The 17,002-nt window shown below is 47.3% G+C and carries 14 protein-coding genes and 2 tRNA genes; 9 read left to right on the top strand and 7 right to left on the bottom strand.

Going from position 1 to position 17,002, the window contains the following annotated elements; translation table 11 throughout:
• Window positions 1-71: 71 nt before the first annotated feature.
• Window positions 72-671: a Maf family protein gene (locus tag AAG834_RS09235; protein WP_070512660.1), complete on the top strand. Its 600-nt coding sequence runs from the start codon at window positions 72-74 to the stop codon at window positions 669-671.
• A 92-nt stretch (window positions 672-763) separates the two neighbouring features.
• Window positions 764-1,522 (top strand): tetratricopeptide repeat protein, encoded by a 759-nt coding sequence (locus AAG834_RS09230; protein ID WP_083299301.1) that lies wholly within the window; start codon window positions 764-766, stop codon window positions 1,520-1,522.
• A 145-nt stretch (window positions 1,523-1,667) separates the two neighbouring features.
• Here AAG834_RS09230 and AAG834_RS09225 read toward each other — a convergent pair whose 3' ends face one another.
• Entirely contained in the window at window positions 1,668-3,080 is a 1,413-nt protein-coding gene (locus AAG834_RS09225; RefSeq protein ID WP_070513994.1) for a 3'-5' exonuclease family protein, read from the bottom strand.
• 118 nt (window positions 3,081-3,198) lie between these two features.
• On the opposite strand from AAG834_RS09225, the gene AAG834_RS09220 reads away from it, so the two are divergent.
• The 3 genes from AAG834_RS09220 (at window position 3,199) to AAG834_RS09210 (ending at window position 4,334) form a co-directional block, all read left to right on the top strand.
• Window positions 3,199-3,275 (top strand) — tRNA-Arg (locus AAG834_RS09220).
• 13 nt (window positions 3,276-3,288) lie between these two features.
• A tRNA-Glu gene (locus tag AAG834_RS09215) sits at window positions 3,289-3,363 on the top strand.
• 176 nt (window positions 3,364-3,539) lie between these two features.
• Window positions 3,540-4,334, top strand: coding sequence for a Cof-type HAD-IIB family hydrolase (locus AAG834_RS09210; protein ID WP_342031943.1), 795 nt, complete (start codon window positions 3,540-3,542; stop codon window positions 4,332-4,334).
• A gap of 253 nt (window positions 4,335-4,587) precedes the next feature.
• On the opposite strand, the gene rfbD is transcribed toward AAG834_RS09210, so the two are convergent.
• Window positions 4,588-5,454: a dTDP-4-dehydrorhamnose reductase gene (rfbD, locus tag AAG834_RS09200; protein ID WP_070513990.1), complete on the bottom strand. Its 867-nt coding sequence runs from the start codon at window positions 5,452-5,454 to the stop codon at window positions 4,588-4,590.
• Between the two features lie 585 nt (window positions 5,455-6,039).
• Here rfbD and AAG834_RS09195 point away from each other — a divergent pair.
• From AAG834_RS09195 to AAG834_RS09185, 3 genes are all read left to right on the top strand, one after another.
• Window positions 6,040-6,627: a LemA family protein gene (locus AAG834_RS09195; RefSeq protein ID WP_342031942.1), complete on the top strand. Its 588-nt coding sequence runs from the start codon at window positions 6,040-6,042 to the stop codon at window positions 6,625-6,627.
• A gap of 588 nt (window positions 6,628-7,215) precedes the next feature.
• A complete protein-coding gene (locus AAG834_RS09190; RefSeq protein WP_246830425.1) occupies window positions 7,216-8,646 on the top strand; it encodes a calcium-binding protein in 1,431 nt (476 codons plus the stop codon).
• Between the two features lie 167 nt (window positions 8,647-8,813).
• Window positions 8,814-9,674, top strand: a complete 861-nt coding sequence (locus tag AAG834_RS09185; RefSeq protein WP_342031941.1) for a phosphoribosylaminoimidazolesuccinocarboxamide synthase — start codon at window positions 8,814-8,816, stop codon at window positions 9,672-9,674.
• A gap of 674 nt (window positions 9,675-10,348) precedes the next feature.
• On the opposite strand, the gene AAG834_RS09180 is transcribed toward AAG834_RS09185, so the two are convergent.
• The 5 genes from AAG834_RS09180 to rfbC all read right to left on the bottom strand — a co-directional run bounded on the left by AAG834_RS09180 (window position 10,349) and on the right by rfbC (window position 16,713).
• Window positions 10,349-12,574, bottom strand: coding sequence for an NADP-dependent isocitrate dehydrogenase (locus AAG834_RS09180; RefSeq protein WP_070513983.1), 2,226 nt, complete (start codon window positions 12,572-12,574; stop codon window positions 10,349-10,351).
• Between the two features lie 188 nt (window positions 12,575-12,762).
• On the bottom strand, window positions 12,763-13,413 hold the full coding sequence (locus AAG834_RS09175) for a hypothetical protein (RefSeq protein ID WP_342031940.1): 651 nt from the start codon (window positions 13,411-13,413) through the stop codon (window positions 12,763-12,765).
• 279 nt (window positions 13,414-13,692) lie between these two features.
• Complete coding sequence (locus tag AAG834_RS09170; protein WP_070513957.1) at window positions 13,693-14,910, bottom strand: aspartate kinase; 1,218 nt, start codon at window positions 14,908-14,910, stop codon at window positions 13,693-13,695.
• Window positions 14,911-15,189: 279 nt separating this feature from the next.
• Complete coding sequence (locus tag AAG834_RS09165; protein ID WP_070513958.1) at window positions 15,190-16,068, bottom strand: metal ABC transporter permease; 879 nt, start codon at window positions 16,066-16,068, stop codon at window positions 15,190-15,192.
• Window positions 16,069-16,173: 105 nt separating this feature from the next.
• Window positions 16,174-16,713, bottom strand: a complete 540-nt coding sequence (gene rfbC, locus AAG834_RS09160; RefSeq protein WP_049231254.1) for a dTDP-4-dehydrorhamnose 3,5-epimerase — start codon at window positions 16,711-16,713, stop codon at window positions 16,174-16,176.
• Between the two features lie 69 nt (window positions 16,714-16,782).
• On the opposite strand from rfbC, the gene AAG834_RS09155 reads away from it, so the two are divergent.
• Window positions 16,783-17,002, top strand: a 220-nt coding sequence (locus AAG834_RS09155; protein ID WP_342031939.1) for a helix-turn-helix domain-containing protein, incomplete at its 3' end; no start/stop codon positions are given.

Raw genomic sequence — 17,002 nt, 5'->3', positions numbered from 1 at the left:
AGACGACCTTTCCGTATGTTTATCTGCCTTATCGGTTAAATCCCAAAATTTCCTTGAAAACTATCCCTACTATGCAGACACTTTATCTCGCCTCCGGCAGCCCGCGCCGCCGTGAAATCCTTGAAAACTTAGGCTACCAAATTCAACGCATTCCCGCCGATATCGATGAAACGCCGTTTCCTGACGAAAATGCCGCCGATTATGTTCAGCGTATGGCGAACGAAAAGAACGCCGCTGCCGTTGCGCAATGGTTTGCAAAACATGATACGCCGCCCGAATTTCCCATTCTGACCGCTGATACTACCGTTGCCTATCAAAACCATATCCTCGGCAAACCCGAAACCAAAGAGCATGCCGCCGCAATACTTGGGCGGCTGTCAGGGCAAACCCATCAAGTGCTGACCGCCGTATGCGTTTATTGGCAAGGCGAAACGCGCAGCGTCTTACAAACCAGTGATGTGCGTTTCAAAACCTTATCCTATGACGAAATCTCCGCTTACATTCAAAGCGGCGAACCGATGGATAAAGCCGGTGCATACGGAATCCAAGGCTTGGGAGGCATGTTTGTCGAGCATTTGCAAGGCAGCTTTACCGGCGTGATGGGGCTGCCCGTTTATGAAACCGTCGGTTTATTGAAGCAATTTGAGTTGTCTGTTCCGCCTTTTTTCTGAGATTCGGGCTGCTCAGTTGCAGTAAAAACCATCAATCTTCTTTGTTTGTCTTTATGGCTGTATTTTGTAGATTTAGAAAGAGTAAAAAGAAAATGAAAAAAATCGGTTTGTATTTATTAATAATGCTGTTTCCTGTGTCAGTAAGCGCCAATAATTACGAACAAATTGGAGATAAAAGGCAATCGATTGAAATAAATAATTTTTTTAGTGACGTAAAGAAGGAAAATATTACCTCTTATGAGGAGGGCGATTTTATTGTCGTTAGTGTTGATGATTTTGGCGGAAGATTTTATGAAGAATATTACATCAAAAAGACTGGGAAGTTATTAATTTTAGATAAATTAAAAACTATTAGTCTGTATAAGGAAGACTTTGACGTTAAATCTTTAGAGTGCAGAAAAAATATCCATAAGCCCATAAAAGATTATGATAGGCAGGCTGTTTTAAAGATGCATGGTGAGAAATGTAGAACGTTTTATGCGGTTGAAAATACATTAGACGATTTAGAAGAGTATGTTAAAAATTACTCGGATTTTGATATAGACAAAAGTAGAATGGATTGGTATCTAGGCAGATATCCGATGAATCAGAAAAATATTACAACTTATAATAATATTGCATTTTATCTTAGTAATCATAACAATTACAAACCTGCAATATATCTCTTACATAAAATTATTAAGGCATTCCCAGACAGAACTGTTGCATACTTAAATCTTGCAGATGCGTATTGGGATTCAAAAGATAAACGAAATGCGAAAATCTTTTATAAAAAATACCTCTCTCAAATAAATAACAAGGGGGAGAACGTCTCTATTCCTTCTCGAGTATCCAAAAGAATAGCTCAATAAATCTTATGACGGATTGAGGTTTTGTATTTGAAACAGCTGTGATAAACCGTAGATTTGGATAATTCTCAGTCATGATAAAAGGTCGTCTGAAAACGCTAACTTGGTTTTCAGACGACCTCTTTGTTTGTCCACTTACGTCAATTACTCAAGCGATAACGCGGATGTTTTGTCTGTCTCGTTTGAATTTAATTTTTAATATAGACGGCAGCAGGTTGTCGAAATACCAGTGTCCGTTCGGCAGCTCTAAAGCGCCTCCGGCGCAGCGCATGATGACGCTGTGGCCTGATAATTCGTCTGTTTCCGTGATTTCCACTTCATGCACTTTCCCCCAGTCGGCAACAGGCAGCTTGGATGCCATGGCATGAATTCGGGTATTTTGTTCTTCGATTCCGTCACCTTTATGGCATGTTCCATCGCATTTTCCGACGGCATGTACGGGACATGACGTTCCTTTTGCATGACTGACCGGCAAAATGTTTAAGGCATCGGGACAGAAATTATGTTCTTGCGCCCAGATGTTCAATGCGCGTTTTGCCGCTTTTTTGTGGATAAACAAACCGTAAGGGCGGGTGGTGCTGCTGCCGTTGTCTAGCGGCACAATTCGTGCCTTCAGTACGCCATGTTCGTCGGGGATGAACTTAACGGTCATAAATGTTTTGGGATTCAGTTGCTTGAGGGGAAATGGTGCAGATAACTCCTCTTGATATTCCTGCATAACCTGCGCTTTCAACCACAAGGCATGCAGGCTCCCTACTGCGGGGATGAATTTCACATCTGCGGCATTTTGAATATAGTGCAAGCCTTCTTTGCTGTGGAGTAGGGCGGCGATTTCGCTATACGTTTTTTCATACGCCTCTAAGGAATACACTTTTTCTGAATGGTCAAACCACACCAGCACGCCCTCGGTATCAGGTAATGAATAGAGTTTTGCAGCTAAAGAATCGGATAGCTGCGTCGGCAGCATTTTCGGATTCATCAGAGCGCGGCAGTGATTGTCCCATTCTTCCGAGGTTTTCTCTTTCAGACTGTGTTCCAAATAATCGGCAAGCGCCAAAACATCTGCCAATGCACGATGCCGCTCGTCCGTTTGGATACCCATCCTGCTGATAATGCTGTCAAGATTGTGTTTATAAAATTGAGGGTATAGGCGGCGAGACAGTTGGACGGTGCACAACGCCGGAGCGGCAAAATCAATGCCTGCCCGACAAAATTCATGACGCAGGAAGGTGTAGTCGAAACGGCTGTTGTGTGCGACGATCAATGCCCCGCGAAGCAAAGGCAGTATATCGGAGGCAATTTGGTCGAAAGCGGGAGCCTGCGCCACCATTTCGTTGGTAATGCCGGTCAGTTGGATGACAAATTCAGGAATCGGCTTCCCTGGGTTGATCAATTGTTCGTAATGTTCTACCCGGCCGTTTTCAAAGCGCAGAAAAGCAATTTCCGTCACCCTGTCTTGATACAGATTGCCGCCGGTAGATTCTAAATCAACGACCACAACAGGTCGCTTCAATCGAGTAAAAGCTTCCGATAATCTCAACCAGCGAGAAAGATGAAACATCCTAAATTCCTGAAAATTCACACAACAGGGCAGTATTCTACACTTTGCCTGTCGTTTATCCAAGAAAACCCTTGACAAGCCCTGTATGGGAAAATATAATTCGAATCTTTCTTTCAGTGCACCCGTAGCTCAGTTGGATAGAGTATCTGGCTACGAACCAGAGGGTCGGGCGTTCGAATCGCTCCGGGTGCGCCAATAGAAAATTTCTGCGCCCATCGTCTAGCGGTCAGGACATCGCCCTTTCACGGCGGTAACCGGGGTTCGATTCCCCGTGGGCGTGCCAGATTTTGACAAGCCCCTGATTTTTCAGGGGCTTGTCTTTTTTGTATCTCCGAAAAAGATAAAACTCTGGTTGTTTGTGGTCATAAATGTTTAGATATATCAACCAGATATTTTTTTGATTAGGTTGGCGGTACAATAGTCGAACTTTGAAATGATGAAACTTTTGTTTGCCTGCTTATGAAAAATCCGAAAATTATCTTCTTCGATATTGATGATACCCTCTATCAAAAATATACCGATACGCTAAGACCTTCAGTTCATCAAGCTATGATGGCATTGAAAGAGAAGGGGATATTGACTGCGATTGCAACAGGTCGTCCTCCTGCGGCTATTCCGAAAAAAGTGCGGGAGCTTATCCGTGAAAGCGGAATCGATATGTTGGTGACCATTAATGGGCAATATACGTCGTTTCACGGGGAAGTGTTGCAGGAATATCCGATGGACTCTGCGAATATGATGGAAATATGCGCGTTGTTGGACAATAAAAAGATTGATTACGCCTTCGTGAATAACAATGAAATCGCAGTTTCCCGTTCTTCATCACTTATCAAAGATACGTTAGCGCATATTTTCCCCAATTATTTGGTGGATAAAGAATATTTTCAGCGCGCAAAAGTGTATCAAATGCTGATCTTTGCAGATTCAAATCAAGAACGTGCCATTGAAGATGAAATTCAACAAAACGGGTTTAAATTGGTTCGTTGGCATGAATCTGCTTTGGATATGCTCCGTGCTGAAGGTTCTAAGGCAAGAGGAATTGCTCATGCGGTAGGTAAGCTGGGGATTGAAATGAAGGATGTTATGGCATTTGGCGACAGCTTCAACGACTTGGAAATGTTGTCTACTGTCGGATTCGGGGTGGCAATGGGCAATGGGGAAGCTGAGGCAAAGGCTGTGGCAAAATTTGTATGTCCAAGCGTGGACGAGGATGGGGTGTTGCGGGGATTGCAGGAATTGGGCGTTATCGAATAAATATAGTGGATTAACTTTAAACCAGTACGGCGTTGCCTCGCCTTGCCGTACTATCTGTACTGTCTGCGGCTTCGTCGCCTTGTCCTGATTTAAATTTAATCCACTAAGGTTGTCTGAAATTTCAGACGACCTTACGAGAAAGGGTTGATAATGGTGATACGGCATTTCTGTTCTACTGCCAGTATATCCTGAGTAAAACAAAAGACTGCTTCGTTTGTTGCGGTCTTTTGTTTTATACGGCAGAGGGTGTTGATTAGTTATCCAGTTTGCCGATGATTTCATTTAACGCTTTTTGCCAATCGGATGCCTTGATGCCGCATTCGTTTTCAATTTTTTGGCAGTCCATAATGCTGTAAGCAGGACGCAGGGCGGGTAAGGGGTATTGGTCGGTCGTAATCGCGTTCAGTTGCGGAATTTTGAACTGTGGGTCGTGTTGTTGAGCCGTTTGAAAAATGGCTTGGGCAAATTCATACCATGTTACCGATTTGTTGCCGCCATAATGGTAAATACCCCGTGGAGCGACGGGTCGTTGCAGCAATGTAATGATGGCTTGGGCGAGGTCGCCGGCGTAGGTGGGGCAGCCTGTTTGGTCATGGACGATGGAGAGATTGTCTCTTTCTCCTGCCAGTCGGAGCATGGTTTTGACAAAGTTGTTGCCGTATTCGCTGAATAACCATGAGGTACGGATGATGACGCTGTCCGGATTGGCTGCCAAGGCGAGTAGTTCGCCTGAGACTTTAGTGCGCCCATACACGCTTTGCGGGTTGGTATAGTCTTGCTCTTTGTATGGGGTCTTGTTTGTGCCGTCGAACACATAGTCTGTAGAGATATGGATAAAGCGGGCTTGGCAGGCGCGGGCGGCAGAGGCGAGGTTGTGGACGGCGGTGGCATTGACGGCAAATGCGGTGCCGACATGGGCCTCTGCTTTATCGACTGCGGTAAAGGCCGCTGCATTGACTATGGCGTCGGGTTGGAAGTTTTGAACCATATTGCGAACGGCTTCGGTATCTGTAATATCCAAGGATGTCGAATCTGTGGCAATCAATTCCCAATTTTCAGGCAGGCGGTCGCGAAAGCAACGCGCCAATTGTCCTTTTGAACCGGTTAACAGGGTTCGCATAGGGTGTCTCCTCGTTTGAAAGTTTTAAAAAAGTATTGCCGGATTAAAAGGACGGCAATTGGAACGATTTGGGCAAGCGTCCGAATTCATTATTCGGGAACGCTGAAACAGTACATTCAAGACAAAACAGATTGGAAGACGGTTGGGCAGATGTTTGACCCGCCAATAAGACCATTTTGTGAAATAACCCTTTTGCAAATTCAGGCTGGGACGCCTTTACTGCATCATCCTTGCGTAGAAATGAAGGCAGAAGATGCTTCCCATTTTCTATTTTCAGACGACCCCGCCTGTTTTCGAAAAAGATGGAAAGCGGATTTAACCCTGAAATCATGCTGATTTTTGCAAGAGGAATAATAAAAATCCGATGCGGTAGGGAATCTGTCAATGCCCGATATATTATAGTGCAAACTTCGCAGCGATACCGATTATCTGAAAATAATTTTGTTTGTTTGATTTTTATCTGGGTAAGGGTAGCTTAGCGATATACTGTTTGGTGGTTTTCAGACGACCTCTTATGAAGATTGGGGTCGTCTGAAAACTAAATACGGTAAGCAATGTTGAGTATATTCACGGAGTATGTGGTTGATGTGGAAAAAATGGTGTCCGATAGTATTGGTCGCATTGGTAATAGGTATTGTCGGGCGCAGCTATTATGTGATGCATGCTCAAGCACAGGATATCAAACATGCTTGGGTGGAAGTGATGAAGCAATACGGTCAGCGTTCGGCATTGGTGTCCGATTTATCGAATGTCGTTAAGACGTATGCCGGCCCTGAAGAGGATATTTTGTTCAAGTTGTCTGACGTTCAAAGTCGGGCGGTCCGTATGAATCTGAATTTGGAGGAGGCTGCCAACCCGGCGAAATTGAAGCGTTTTCAGGAGGTTCAGGGAGAATTGAGCGGAATTTTGACGCAAATGACACTGATTTCAGACCATTATCCGCTTTTGGCGGAAAGCTTGGATTATCAGCGTCTGACTACGCGTCTTGAAGAGGCGGAAAACCGGATTAATCAAGCAAGGAATAACTATATTCAGACTGTCCGCACCTATAACGCTACGTTGAGGCGTTTCCCGCAAAGTATGACCGCGAAACTTTTCGGGCAGTATGTAAGGGCAAATTTCAGTATTGAGAATGAACGTGAAATTTCCAATGCGCAACGGGTGCAATTTTGATACAGTTTAGCAGCCAATGGATTTGAGTGGTACCCAAAAGGGTCGTCTGAAAATATGCAGTTTCAAACGACCCTTTTGTCATTTTGCAACGAATTATTGTTTATTAATCAAGATTGGTATAATTTTCTGATTTATCTGTTTGATTTGTAAAGATAAAATTTTAGTGTAAAAATATTTAAATTATATTCAGATGTCAAAATGGCTGGTAAAACGATAAAGTATTGATAGGTAAGGAAGGAAGGAAGATTTCCAATTTAATTAAAACCAAGCAGAATTGAGTAAAAACTAGCAATTTTTAAAAAACCATTGAAATATATGAATAATATTTCAATTGCGTATTGTTTTTTCATTTGATTAAAATAATCATAATATTGCATTTTTGAGGAAATAATAAAGGTAGTTTCCAATGTAATATTGTTCATTCTCATGGAAAAATTAGTTTCCACTTATCCTAAATTTATACCGTTGGTGATGAGAATGTAAGTTTTCTGCGAAATATCACTAAAATAACAATGTAGGCAGTTTGGCTGGTCTGTATTTTTGTCAAAAGGCCTATGCTTCTTAATTATATTCTGGGAGTGATTTATTATGACTTATCATTATGGCGGCTACTCATCCAAAGGCCACTTCAACGCATATTGCCCTCCGGTCAAACCGTACAATCCTTACTGCCCACCGAGCCATGGCGGTTTCGGTTACAAAGGCGGTTTCCATAACTACGGTTCTTCACACGGCTTCAAAATGCCTCACGGCAAATTCGGTCATGGCGCCTACTGCCCTCCGCCGAAACCTGCGTACAAATGCATCATCATCGATTTCAACTGTAACCCGGGTAAGCCTTATTACCCTAAACCGGCTCCAAAACCGGTTCCTCCGAAGCATGTTGATCCTTACTGCCCACCGGTTGAGCCAAAACCACAGCCTCAACCCCACCCACAACCCCAACCTAAGCCGCAGCCACAACCTCAGCCGCAGCCTAAACCTCAACCTCAACCTCAACCGCAACCTAAACCACAACCAAAACCGCAGCCTAAACCTAACGACAAAGACTGCAAAGATTGCGTTGATGACCAAAACCAACAAAATACTTACGGCCATGACGACAAAAATCCGGGTAACATCATCCATGTCGATGGTTCAACCAAAGATAAAGACGGTCTGACCAAAACCGTAGGTACTGATAAGAAAGATACCATTTACGGTACAGGCGGTGATGACGTTATCTACGGTGGCGACGGTGCTGACGTGATTTACGGTGGTGACGGTAACGACACTCTGCAAGGTGACAACAACGGTGACTCCCTGTACGGTCAAGGCGGTAAAGACTACCTGCAAGGCGGTGACGGTAATGACTACCTGAACGGCGGTTCTGACGCTGACATCATGCGCGGTGGTGACGGTAATGACGTTTACTTTGTTGACCACAAAGGCGACCAAGTTATCGAATACGGTAATGCTAACGGCGGTATCGATACCGTTCGCAGCGTAATCGACTACACCCTGACTGACAACGTTGAACACCTGTTCTTGCAAGGTTCCGGCAACATCAACGGTACCGGTAACGCTCTGAACAACGACATCAACGGCAACTCCGGCAACAACCACCTGTACGGCTTGGCAGGCGATGACTGCCTGGTTGGTAAAGACGGTAACGACTACCTCGACGGCGGCATCGGCAACGATGTCCTGATCGGCGGTACCGGCGACGATACCTACTTCTTCGATAAAGGTTACGGTCGCGACACCATCCAAGACGAAAGCGGTAACGATACCCTGCAATTCGGCAAAGGTATTTCTGCTTCCGACGTGTTGTTGAGCAAAACAGGCAACAGCCTGACCGTATCTGTCGGCGGCGGTGACACTGTTACCATTGACGACTGGTTCTCCGGTAACAACCACAAAATCGAAAACTTCAAGTTTGCCGATGGCAGCACTTACGAAGTAACCGGTCATGGCGATTACTACTCTCTGTCAGCTGTAAACAGTATCCAACAACAAACCCAAGTTCCTAGCATCTAATCTCTGATTAGCTATACTTAGGATTGATAAGGTCGTTTGAGAGCGTCTGCATCCGTGCAAAACGTTTTCAGACGACCTATTTTGTAAACAATCTGACCCAAAAATCCAAATTCGGATAAAATAACGGAATCCTGTTTAAACCGAGTCAGCGAAGGGAGAAACCCGAAATGTCCGAAATCAGCTTGAAAAAGATTTACTCCGGAAAAGTGCGAGATTTATACGAAATCGACAGCAAACGCATGTTGATGGTTGCGTCAGACCGACTGTCTGCATTTGACGTGATTTTAGACAATCCGATTCCGGGTAAAGGAGAAATCCTGACGCAGATTTCCAATTTCTGGTTTAAAAAACTGGCGCATATCATGCCCAATCATTTTACCGGTGACACGGTTTATGACGTGTTGCCTGAACATGAAGCCAAAGCCATTGAGAAACGTGCGGTTGTCGCCAAGAAACTGACTCCTGTCAAAGTAGAGGCGATTGTGCGCGGTTATTTGGCGGGCAGCGGGTGGAAAGATTACCAAAAAAACGGTTCTGTCTGCGGCATCAAACTTCCTGAAGGGATGAAAGAAGCGCAGCAGCTTCCAGAAGTGATTTTTACTCCGTCCACCAAGGCTGCCGTCGGCGATCATGATGAAAATATCAGTTTTGAAGAATGCGAACGCATTATCGGTAAAGAGCTGGCGGCTGATGTACGCGCTAAAGCGATTCAGCTTTACACGGAAGCCGCAGAATATGCAAAATTACGCGGTATCATCATATGCGATACCAAATTCGAATTCGGGCTGGATGAAAACGGTACATTAACCCTGATGGATGAAGTGCTGACGCCCGATTCCAGCCGCTTTTGGCCGGCTGACCAATATCAAGTCGGCACCAATCCGCCGTCTTTTGACAAGCAATTTGTTCGGGATTGGTTGGAGCAAAGCGGTTGGAGCAAAAAAGCTCCGGCACCGGACGTCCCTAGCGATGTTATTCAGAAAACAGTTGATAAATATCGGGAAGCATTGAATTTATTGACGGAATAATATAAAGGCGGACTGGCTGTGGCAAATCAGGTCAGTCCGTTTTTATTTTCCGATTAAAGAATAAAATCATAAATTTACAAAAATCCTCTGTTCATCAACGGATAAAGTATTTATGATGTCCTCCATAGCATCTCACAATAACTGTACTATATTTTATTTGAAAAAATAAATGGTATAGATAGGGCATCCGGTTTATAGAACCGGGAATAATCCAAATAATAGAAAAAGAAAGGAAATAATGATGCAACATCGTAGACGATTGGCTATCTTTCAAGCCGCAAAACGTGCTTCGTTCACTGGAAAACCAGTTGCACCGACTACACCGAAAGCACGCTAAGGAATAATGCTGAAATTCCTACCAATATCTAAGACCGCCCGATTTTTCGGACGGTCTTTAGTTTTTTGTATTGTTTAAAATGTGCCGCAATATTGCATGAGCTGGAGAGATGAATGAAATTCGAATCAGAGTTGCCGTCTAAATTTAAAAAAGAATTTCTGAGAGGGTAAAGTATGAGCCTCATCTCTACGGTTCGTAACTTCGTCATCTTGTTCAAATTCTTGCTCATTTGCTAAAGGCAAGTTGGTGCTTTGGAAAGATTAAAAAGGTCGTCTGAAAACCTTTGAATACAGGTTTTCAGACGACCTTTCATGTTTACAGCTTTATCTTAATGCTTTTACAGCTTTGCCAATGCCTGATTGAACGTTGCGCTCGGGCGCATGGCTTGGGCGGCTTTGGCTGCGTCTGGGGCGTAGTAGCCACCGATGTCGGCTGCTTTGCCTTGTGCGGCGGAAAGCTCGGCAACGATTTTCGCTTCATCGGCGGTCAGGGTTTCTGCCAGCGGCGCAAACGCTGCTTTCAATTCCGCGTCTTTATCCTGCGCCACCAGCTCTTGCGCCCAGTAGAGCGTGAGGTAGAAATGGCTGCCGCGGTTGTCGAGTTCGCCTGCTTTGCGTTTGGGCGATTTGTCGTTCAGAAGCAGTTTTTCGGTGGCGGCATCCAGTGTATCGGCGAGGACTTGGGCTTTGGTGTTGCCGGTTTTTTGCGCCAGATGTTCAAACGATACGGCAAGCGCGAGGAATTCGCCCAGTGAGTCCCAACGCAGGTGGTTTTCTTCGAGGAACTGTTGAACGTGTTTTGGTGCGGAGCCGCCTGCGCCGGTTTCAAACATACCGCCGCCGTTCATCAACGGAACGATGGACAGCATTTTCGCGCTGGTGCCGAGTTCCAAAATCGGGAACAGGTCGGTCAGATAATCGCGCAGGACGTTACCGGTTACGGAAATGGTGTCTTCGCCGTTTTTCAGACGACCCAAGCTGAACTTGGCGGCTTCTTCAGGCGCGAGGACGCGGATGTCGAGGCCGTCGGTATCCAGTTCGGCAAGGTAGGCTTTGACTTTGGCAAGCAGGCTCTTGTCGTGCGGACGGTTTTCGTCGAGCCAGAACACGGCAGGCGTGTTGCTCAGGCGGGCGCGGTTGACAGCGAGTTGTACCCAGTCTTTGACGGGCGCGTCTTTGGTTTGACACATACGCCAGATGTCGCCTGCTTCAACGTCGTGCTGCATCAGGACTTTTCCTGCTGCATCAATGACTTGAACCTGACCGTCGGCTTCGATTTCGAAAGTTTTATTGTGCGAACCGTACTCTTCGGCCGCCTGCGCCATCAGGCCGACGTTGGGCACGGTACCCATGGTTGTCGGATCGAATGCGCCGTGTTCGCGGCAGAAGTCGATGGTTGCTTGGTAAACGCCTGCGTAGCTGCTGTCGGGAATCACGGCTTTGGTGTCTTGCGCTTTGCCGTCTTTGTCCCACATGCGGCCGGAATTACGAATCATCGCTGGCATGGAAGCATCGACGATGACATCGCTAGGGACGTGCAGGTTGGTGATGCCTTTGTCGGAATCGACCATCGCCAAATCGGGGTTGGCGGCGTAAACGGCGGCGATTTCGGCTTCGACGGCAGCGCGGGTGTCCGCATCCAGTTTGTCCAGATTGGCAAGCAGGTTGCCGAAGCCGTTGTTGACGTTGACGCCTGCGGCAGCCAGTTTGTCGCCGAATTTTTCAAAAACAGGCGCGAAGAACACTTTGACGGCGTGTCCGAAGATAATCGGGTCGGACACTTTCATCATGGTGGCTTTCATGTGCAGCGAGAACAAAACGCCTTTTGCTTTCGCGTCTTTTACTTGCTCGGCAAGGAAGGCGAGCAGGGCTTTTTTGCTCATCACGGTCGCATCGATAATTTCGCCGGCTTTCAGGGCGACGGGCTCGCGCAACTCTTTCTTGTTGCCTTGTTTATCGGTGAACACGATGGATACGGAAGTCGCATCGGGTACGGTAACAGATTGTTCGTTATGGAAAAAGTCGCCGCTTTGCATGGTGGCAACGTGGGTTTTAGAGTCTTTCGCCCATGCACCCATGCTGTGCGGATTTTTTTTCGCAAAGTTTTTCACTGCCTTAGGCGCGCGGCGGTCGGAGTTGCCTTCGCGCAAAACGGGGTTGACCGCGCTGCCTTTGATGCGGTCGTAACGTTCGCGCACGGCTTTTTCTTCATCGGTTTGCGGGTCGGCGGGATAGTTGGGGACGGCAAAGCCTTTTACCTGCAATTCTTTAATCGCGGCGGTCAGTTGCGGTACGGACGCGCTGATGTTCGGCAGTTTGATTACGTTGGCGTCGGGCTGTTTCACCAGTTCGCCCAACTCGGCAAGCGCATCGGGTACGCGCTGTGCTTCGGCCAGATATTCGGGGAACGCCGCCAGAATGCGGCCGGACAGGGAAATATCGCTGGTTTTGACTTCGATACCGGCATGGCGGGTAAATGCCTGCACAATCGGCAGCAGGGATTGGGTCGCCAGCGCGGGGGCTTCGTCGGTATGGGTGTAGATAATGGTGGCTTTGCTAATCATGGGATATTCTCTTGTAGGTTAGGTTTTTCTTTTCGAATGCGGCGCAAAAGCGCGCTGCGTGGCTATTATGGCATATTTCGGCAGGCTTGGGATATGGTTTTAATATGTTATCAAGCTGCTTGCAAAAAGGTCGTCTGAAAAGGCTTCGGTAGCGTTTTCAGACGACCTCTGGTGGAATTTAACTCAGATTATTGAGCATATTTTTTACCCAAGGCTTGAGCAGCTTTTTGTACTTCCTGATTGGCTTGGCGTAAAACCGTTTCCATATTGTGGGTTTTGTCTTGGTATGCCTTCATGAATTGGACAGCCTCTTTGTCTTTCATGTCAATCTTTAGTGCAGAAGCATTTTCGCTGGACAGGATGATCATTTCGTTGGCTGTTTTGCTTGTTTGCAGCATACGGTCAAGAACGGCTTTAACTTCAGCATCTTGAATATTGAGTTTCTCGGCATCTTGAAGGTATTTATCAAGAGCGGGTGTCAACTCTTTGACAGCTGCAAGCGCGGCTGCTTCATCACCTTTTAATGCAGTTTGTTGCAGCTTGGAAGACATTTTCGCGATTTTTTGTGCTTCCGCTCCTGAGATATATTCCATGAATTTCTTCAGGTCTTCCAAACCGGTTGGGGATTTTTTGTCGGAAATGGTGATCGGCTCTGCCAATTTAGGATCGGGAACGGGGAATTTATTGATGATTTCAGCGTATTTACCGGAGAGGGTAACTTCGCCCTCGGCTGTTTGTACGGTAGTGGGTTTGCTGTCAGCCGATTTGCCGGAGTCGCCACAGGCTGCCAATGCCGCAGCGGTGAATAATGCCAAGCCGAATTTTGTTAAGGTGTTCATAAGAGTCCTTTGAAGAAATAGGCAGATAATCGATGCTATCGAAATGATAGACGCTTGATTCTAGCACGGACTCGATTGATATGCTTAAAACTATTTGTATGGAATGGCAGGGTTATTGTTTCGGGATATGTTGAATATCAAAATAAGGTCGTCTGAAATCTGTGTACAGGTTTTCAGACGACCTTAGATTTTGTTGTGGGCTGATTGTTAGGAGGAAGCAGTGACAGACAATTTAAGCAGAGGTATTTCCCCCAATTGTCGGCTGCCGCTAAAACCCAATTAACCCAAATTAAACGCTTTATGCAGGACGCGGGTGGCGAGTTCCATGTATTTCTCGTCAATCAAGACGGAAACTTTGATTTCTGAGGTGGAAATCATTTGGATGTTGATGCCTTCTTCGGCGAGGGTGCGGAAGATTTTGGCGGCAACGCCGACGTGCGAACGCATGCCTAAGCCGACTGCGGAGACTTTGCACACGGTGTCGTCGCCGTCAATGGCGGCTGCGCCGATGCTGTCTTGCAGCTTGGTCAGGATTTCGATGGTTTGTCTGTAATCGCCGCGCGGTACGGTGAAGGAGAAATCAGTGGTGCCTTCGCTGCCGACATTTTGGATGATCATGTCGACTTCGATGTTGGCATCGGCAACCGCGCCTAAAATCTGATAGGCGACGCCGGGTTTGTCGGGTACGCCGCGCACGTTGATGCGGGCTTGGTTTTTATCGAATGCGATACCGGTTACGGCAGCTCTTTCCATGTTGTCGTCCTCTTCAAAGGTAATTAAGGTGCCGTTGCCGCCGTCTTGCAGGCTGCTCAGTACGCGCAGGCGCACTTTGTATTTTCCGGCGAATTCTACTGAACGGATTTGTAAGACTTTCGAGCCGAGGCTTGCCAGTTCGATCATTTCTTCAAATGTAACCGTATCCATGCGGCGCGCTTCGGGTACGACGCGGGGGTCGGTGGTGTAAACGCCGTCTACGTCGGTATAGATTTGGCATTCGTCCGCTTTGAGGGCTGCGGCGAGTGCAACGGCGGAGGTGTCGGAACCTCCGCGTCCGAGGGTGGAAATATCGCCTTCGCTGCTGATGCCTTGGAAACCGGCGACGATGACGACTTTGCCATCGGCGAGGTCGGCGCGCATTTTTTCGTCATCGATGCTTTCGATGCGGGCTTTGGTGTGGGCGGTATCGGTTTTGAGGGCGACCTGCCAGCCGGTGTAGCTTTTGGCATCCACGCCGATGTCTTTCAATGCCATTGCCAAAAGGCCGATGGTCACTTGTTCGCCGGTAGCTAAAACTACGTCCAGCTCGCGCGGATCGGGATGCTCCTGCATTTCGTGCGCCAGCGCAACCAAGCGGTTGGTTTCGCCGCTCATGGCGGATACGACGACAACGATGTCGTGTCCTTCGGCGCGGGCTTTGGCGACACGTTTGGCTACGTTTTTAATGCGTTCGGGCGAGCCTACTGATGTGCCGCCGTATTTATGTACGATTAACGCCATGTTTCGTGCTTTCTTGAGGGGAGTTGGTCGGGCAGCATGGTTTGCTGGAAAAGGGCTTATTATTACTATTTTTTACATGAAATTCAAGGCTGGGACGGGAATAATCGAATTTTCTACCGGAATCGGAGAATAAGGGCGGTGGAGTGTCATTCATGACAAAAGGTCGTCTGAAAACCAAGAGGATGGTTTTCAGACGACCTTTTGTTTCAGTTGGGTAATGAAACCGAATCAGGAGCAATGAATTGACGGTTTGATTGGTTTTGGGAGTATGGTTTGCCGTCAAGCGGTGCGGTGTTTTTTGCCGCGTATCCATTTGGTCAATATGCCGCCTTCACTGCCAAAGATGACGGACAGGGTGTATAAGACGCCGCAACACAAAATAATGGCAGGGCCGGACGGTATTTCGACGTGATATGAAAACAGTAAGCCCGCAAAGCCGCAGAAGAGTGCCAGCAAGACTGACAATAAAATCAACATGCCCATATTTTTCGCCCACAAGCGCGCGGTAATGGCGGGCAGCATCATCAAACCGACCGACATCAGCGTGCCGAGTGCCTGAAAGCCGGCAACCAGATTCATGACTACCAACACGAGAAACGCGACATGCCAAAAGCCGCCTTTCCCGCCAACGGCTTTTAGAAACAGGGGATCGATGCTCTCCAAGACTAAGGGGCGGTAGATGATTGCCAAGACGGCAATCGTTACGCTGGCGGCGATGGCAATCAGTTGCAAGGCGGGGATGTCCACTGCCAAGACGGAACCGAACAGCAAATGCAGCAAATCTACGTTGCCGTCTTTTTGTTTGCTGACCAAGATGACGCCGATTGCCAGACTGCTCAAATAAAATGCGGCAAAGTTGGCGTCTTCTTTCAAGGAGGTAAAACGGCTGACCAATCCTGCCAAAAGAGCCATCAGCATGCCGGCAACAAAGCCGCCGATACTCATTGCCGGCAGGCTCAAACCGGCGAAAATATAACCTATCGCGGCTCCGGGCAAAACGGCATGACTTAATGCGTCTCCAACCAGGCTCATGCGGCGCATCACGAGGAAGACGCCGACAGGTGCGGCACTGAGTGCCAGACAGAATATCGATGCCAGCGCATAACGCATGAAATCGAACTCTGCGAACGGAAAAATCAGTAAATCGTAAAAATTCATGGTGTTTGCCGTTTGGGTTTGAGAATAATCGATGCAGGCGCATTATCCTGATTCTGCTGCATAAGGGCAAATAAGATAACCGCCTGCAATCGTTTTCAGACGACCTTAAAAGGTTGCGGCTTCTGCCAAGATTTTACCTGCCAAGTCTTTGGGCGACAGGTTGGGTTCGCTTTGCAGCGGCCATTCGATGCCGACGGTCGGGTCGTTCCAAATCAGCGAATGTTCGGCTTTCGGGTTGTAATAGTCCGTGCATTTGTAAACGAATTCGGCTTCATCGCTCAAAACGTAAAAGCCGTGTGCAAAACCTTCTGGCACCCACAGTTGGCGTTTGTTTTCCGCCGACAGGATTTCGCCCGCCCATTTGCCGAAAGTCGGCGAACCTTTGCGCATATCGACGGCAACGTCAAACACTTCGCCGACAACAACGCGGACGAGTTTGCCTTGCGTGTTTTCGGTTTGGTAATGCAGGCCGCGCAATACGCCTTTGCCTGATTTGGAATGGTTTTCCTGTACGAAGGTGCGGTCGCAGACGTTGGCCTTAAACCATTCGTCGCGGAAGGTTTCCATAAAGAAGCCGCGCGCGTCGCCGAAGACTTGCGGTTCTAAAAGTTTGACTTCGGGAATGGTGGTATCAATGATTTTCATATTTTCAATTCCACTTGAATGTAGAAACTAGTAGCGTTGTTTACAGTATTTCCAGGAGAATACTGAAACATGAACATGCACAAAAACACCCGTCTCACCCCGCACCACCGCCAAGCCATTTGGCTGGCCTACTCGCAGGGGAAGGAAAGCGTCACCTCCCTGGCACGCCGCTACCAAGTCAGCCGCGTCACCATTTACCGCGCACTTAAAGCCGCAAGAGGCAGACTGCTCAAACCCCAAACCAGTACCAACAACCGTTTCAAACAGGCAAAGTACGGAATGAAACGCC

It is taken from the genome of Neisseria sp. Marseille-Q2251, assembly GCF_940793045.1.
In the GTDB taxonomy this organism is placed as follows: Bacteria; Pseudomonadota; Gammaproteobacteria; order Burkholderiales; family Neisseriaceae; genus Neisseria.
Note: the sequence above shows the minus strand (reverse complement) of the source record. Positions and strands in the feature narration are given on the sequence as shown.

Coding starts and splice junctions, on each gene's coding strand:
- AAG834_RS09195 (WP_342031942.1), top strand. CDS start 6,040: ATGTGGAAAAAATGGTGTCCGATAGTATTGGTCGCATTGGTAATAGGT.
- AAG834_RS09210 (WP_342031943.1), top strand. CDS start 3,540: ATGAAAAATCCGAAAATTATCTTCTTCGATATTGATGATACCCTCTAT.
- AAG834_RS09190 (WP_246830425.1), top strand. CDS start 7,216: ATGACTTATCATTATGGCGGCTACTCATCCAAAGGCCACTTCAACGCA.
- rfbD (WP_070513990.1), bottom strand. CDS start 5,454: ATGCGAACCCTGTTAACCGGTTCAAAAGGACAATTGGCGCGTTGCTTT.
- AAG834_RS09225 (WP_070513994.1), bottom strand. CDS start 3,080: ATGTTTCATCTTTCTCGCTGGTTGAGATTATCGGAAGCTTTTACTCGA.
- AAG834_RS09180 (WP_070513983.1), bottom strand. CDS start 12,574: ATGATTAGCAAAGCCACCATTATCTACACCCATACCGACGAAGCCCCC.
- AAG834_RS09175 (WP_342031940.1), bottom strand. CDS start 13,413: ATGAACACCTTAACAAAATTCGGCTTGGCATTATTCACCGCTGCGGCA.
- rfbC (WP_049231254.1), bottom strand. CDS start 16,713: ATGAAAATCATTGATACCACCATTCCCGAAGTCAAACTTTTAGAACCG.
- AAG834_RS09185 (WP_342031941.1), top strand. CDS start 8,814: ATGTCCGAAATCAGCTTGAAAAAGATTTACTCCGGAAAAGTGCGAGAT.
- AAG834_RS09170 (WP_070513957.1), bottom strand. CDS start 14,910: ATGGCGTTAATCGTACATAAATACGGCGGCACATCAGTAGGCTCGCCC.
- AAG834_RS09235 (WP_070512660.1), top strand. CDS start 72: ATGCAGACACTTTATCTCGCCTCCGGCAGCCCGCGCCGCCGTGAAATC.
- AAG834_RS09230 (WP_083299301.1), top strand. CDS start 764: ATGAAAAAAATCGGTTTGTATTTATTAATAATGCTGTTTCCTGTGTCA.
- AAG834_RS09165 (WP_070513958.1), bottom strand. CDS start 16,068: ATGAATTTTTACGATTTACTGATTTTTCCGTTCGCAGAGTTCGATTTC.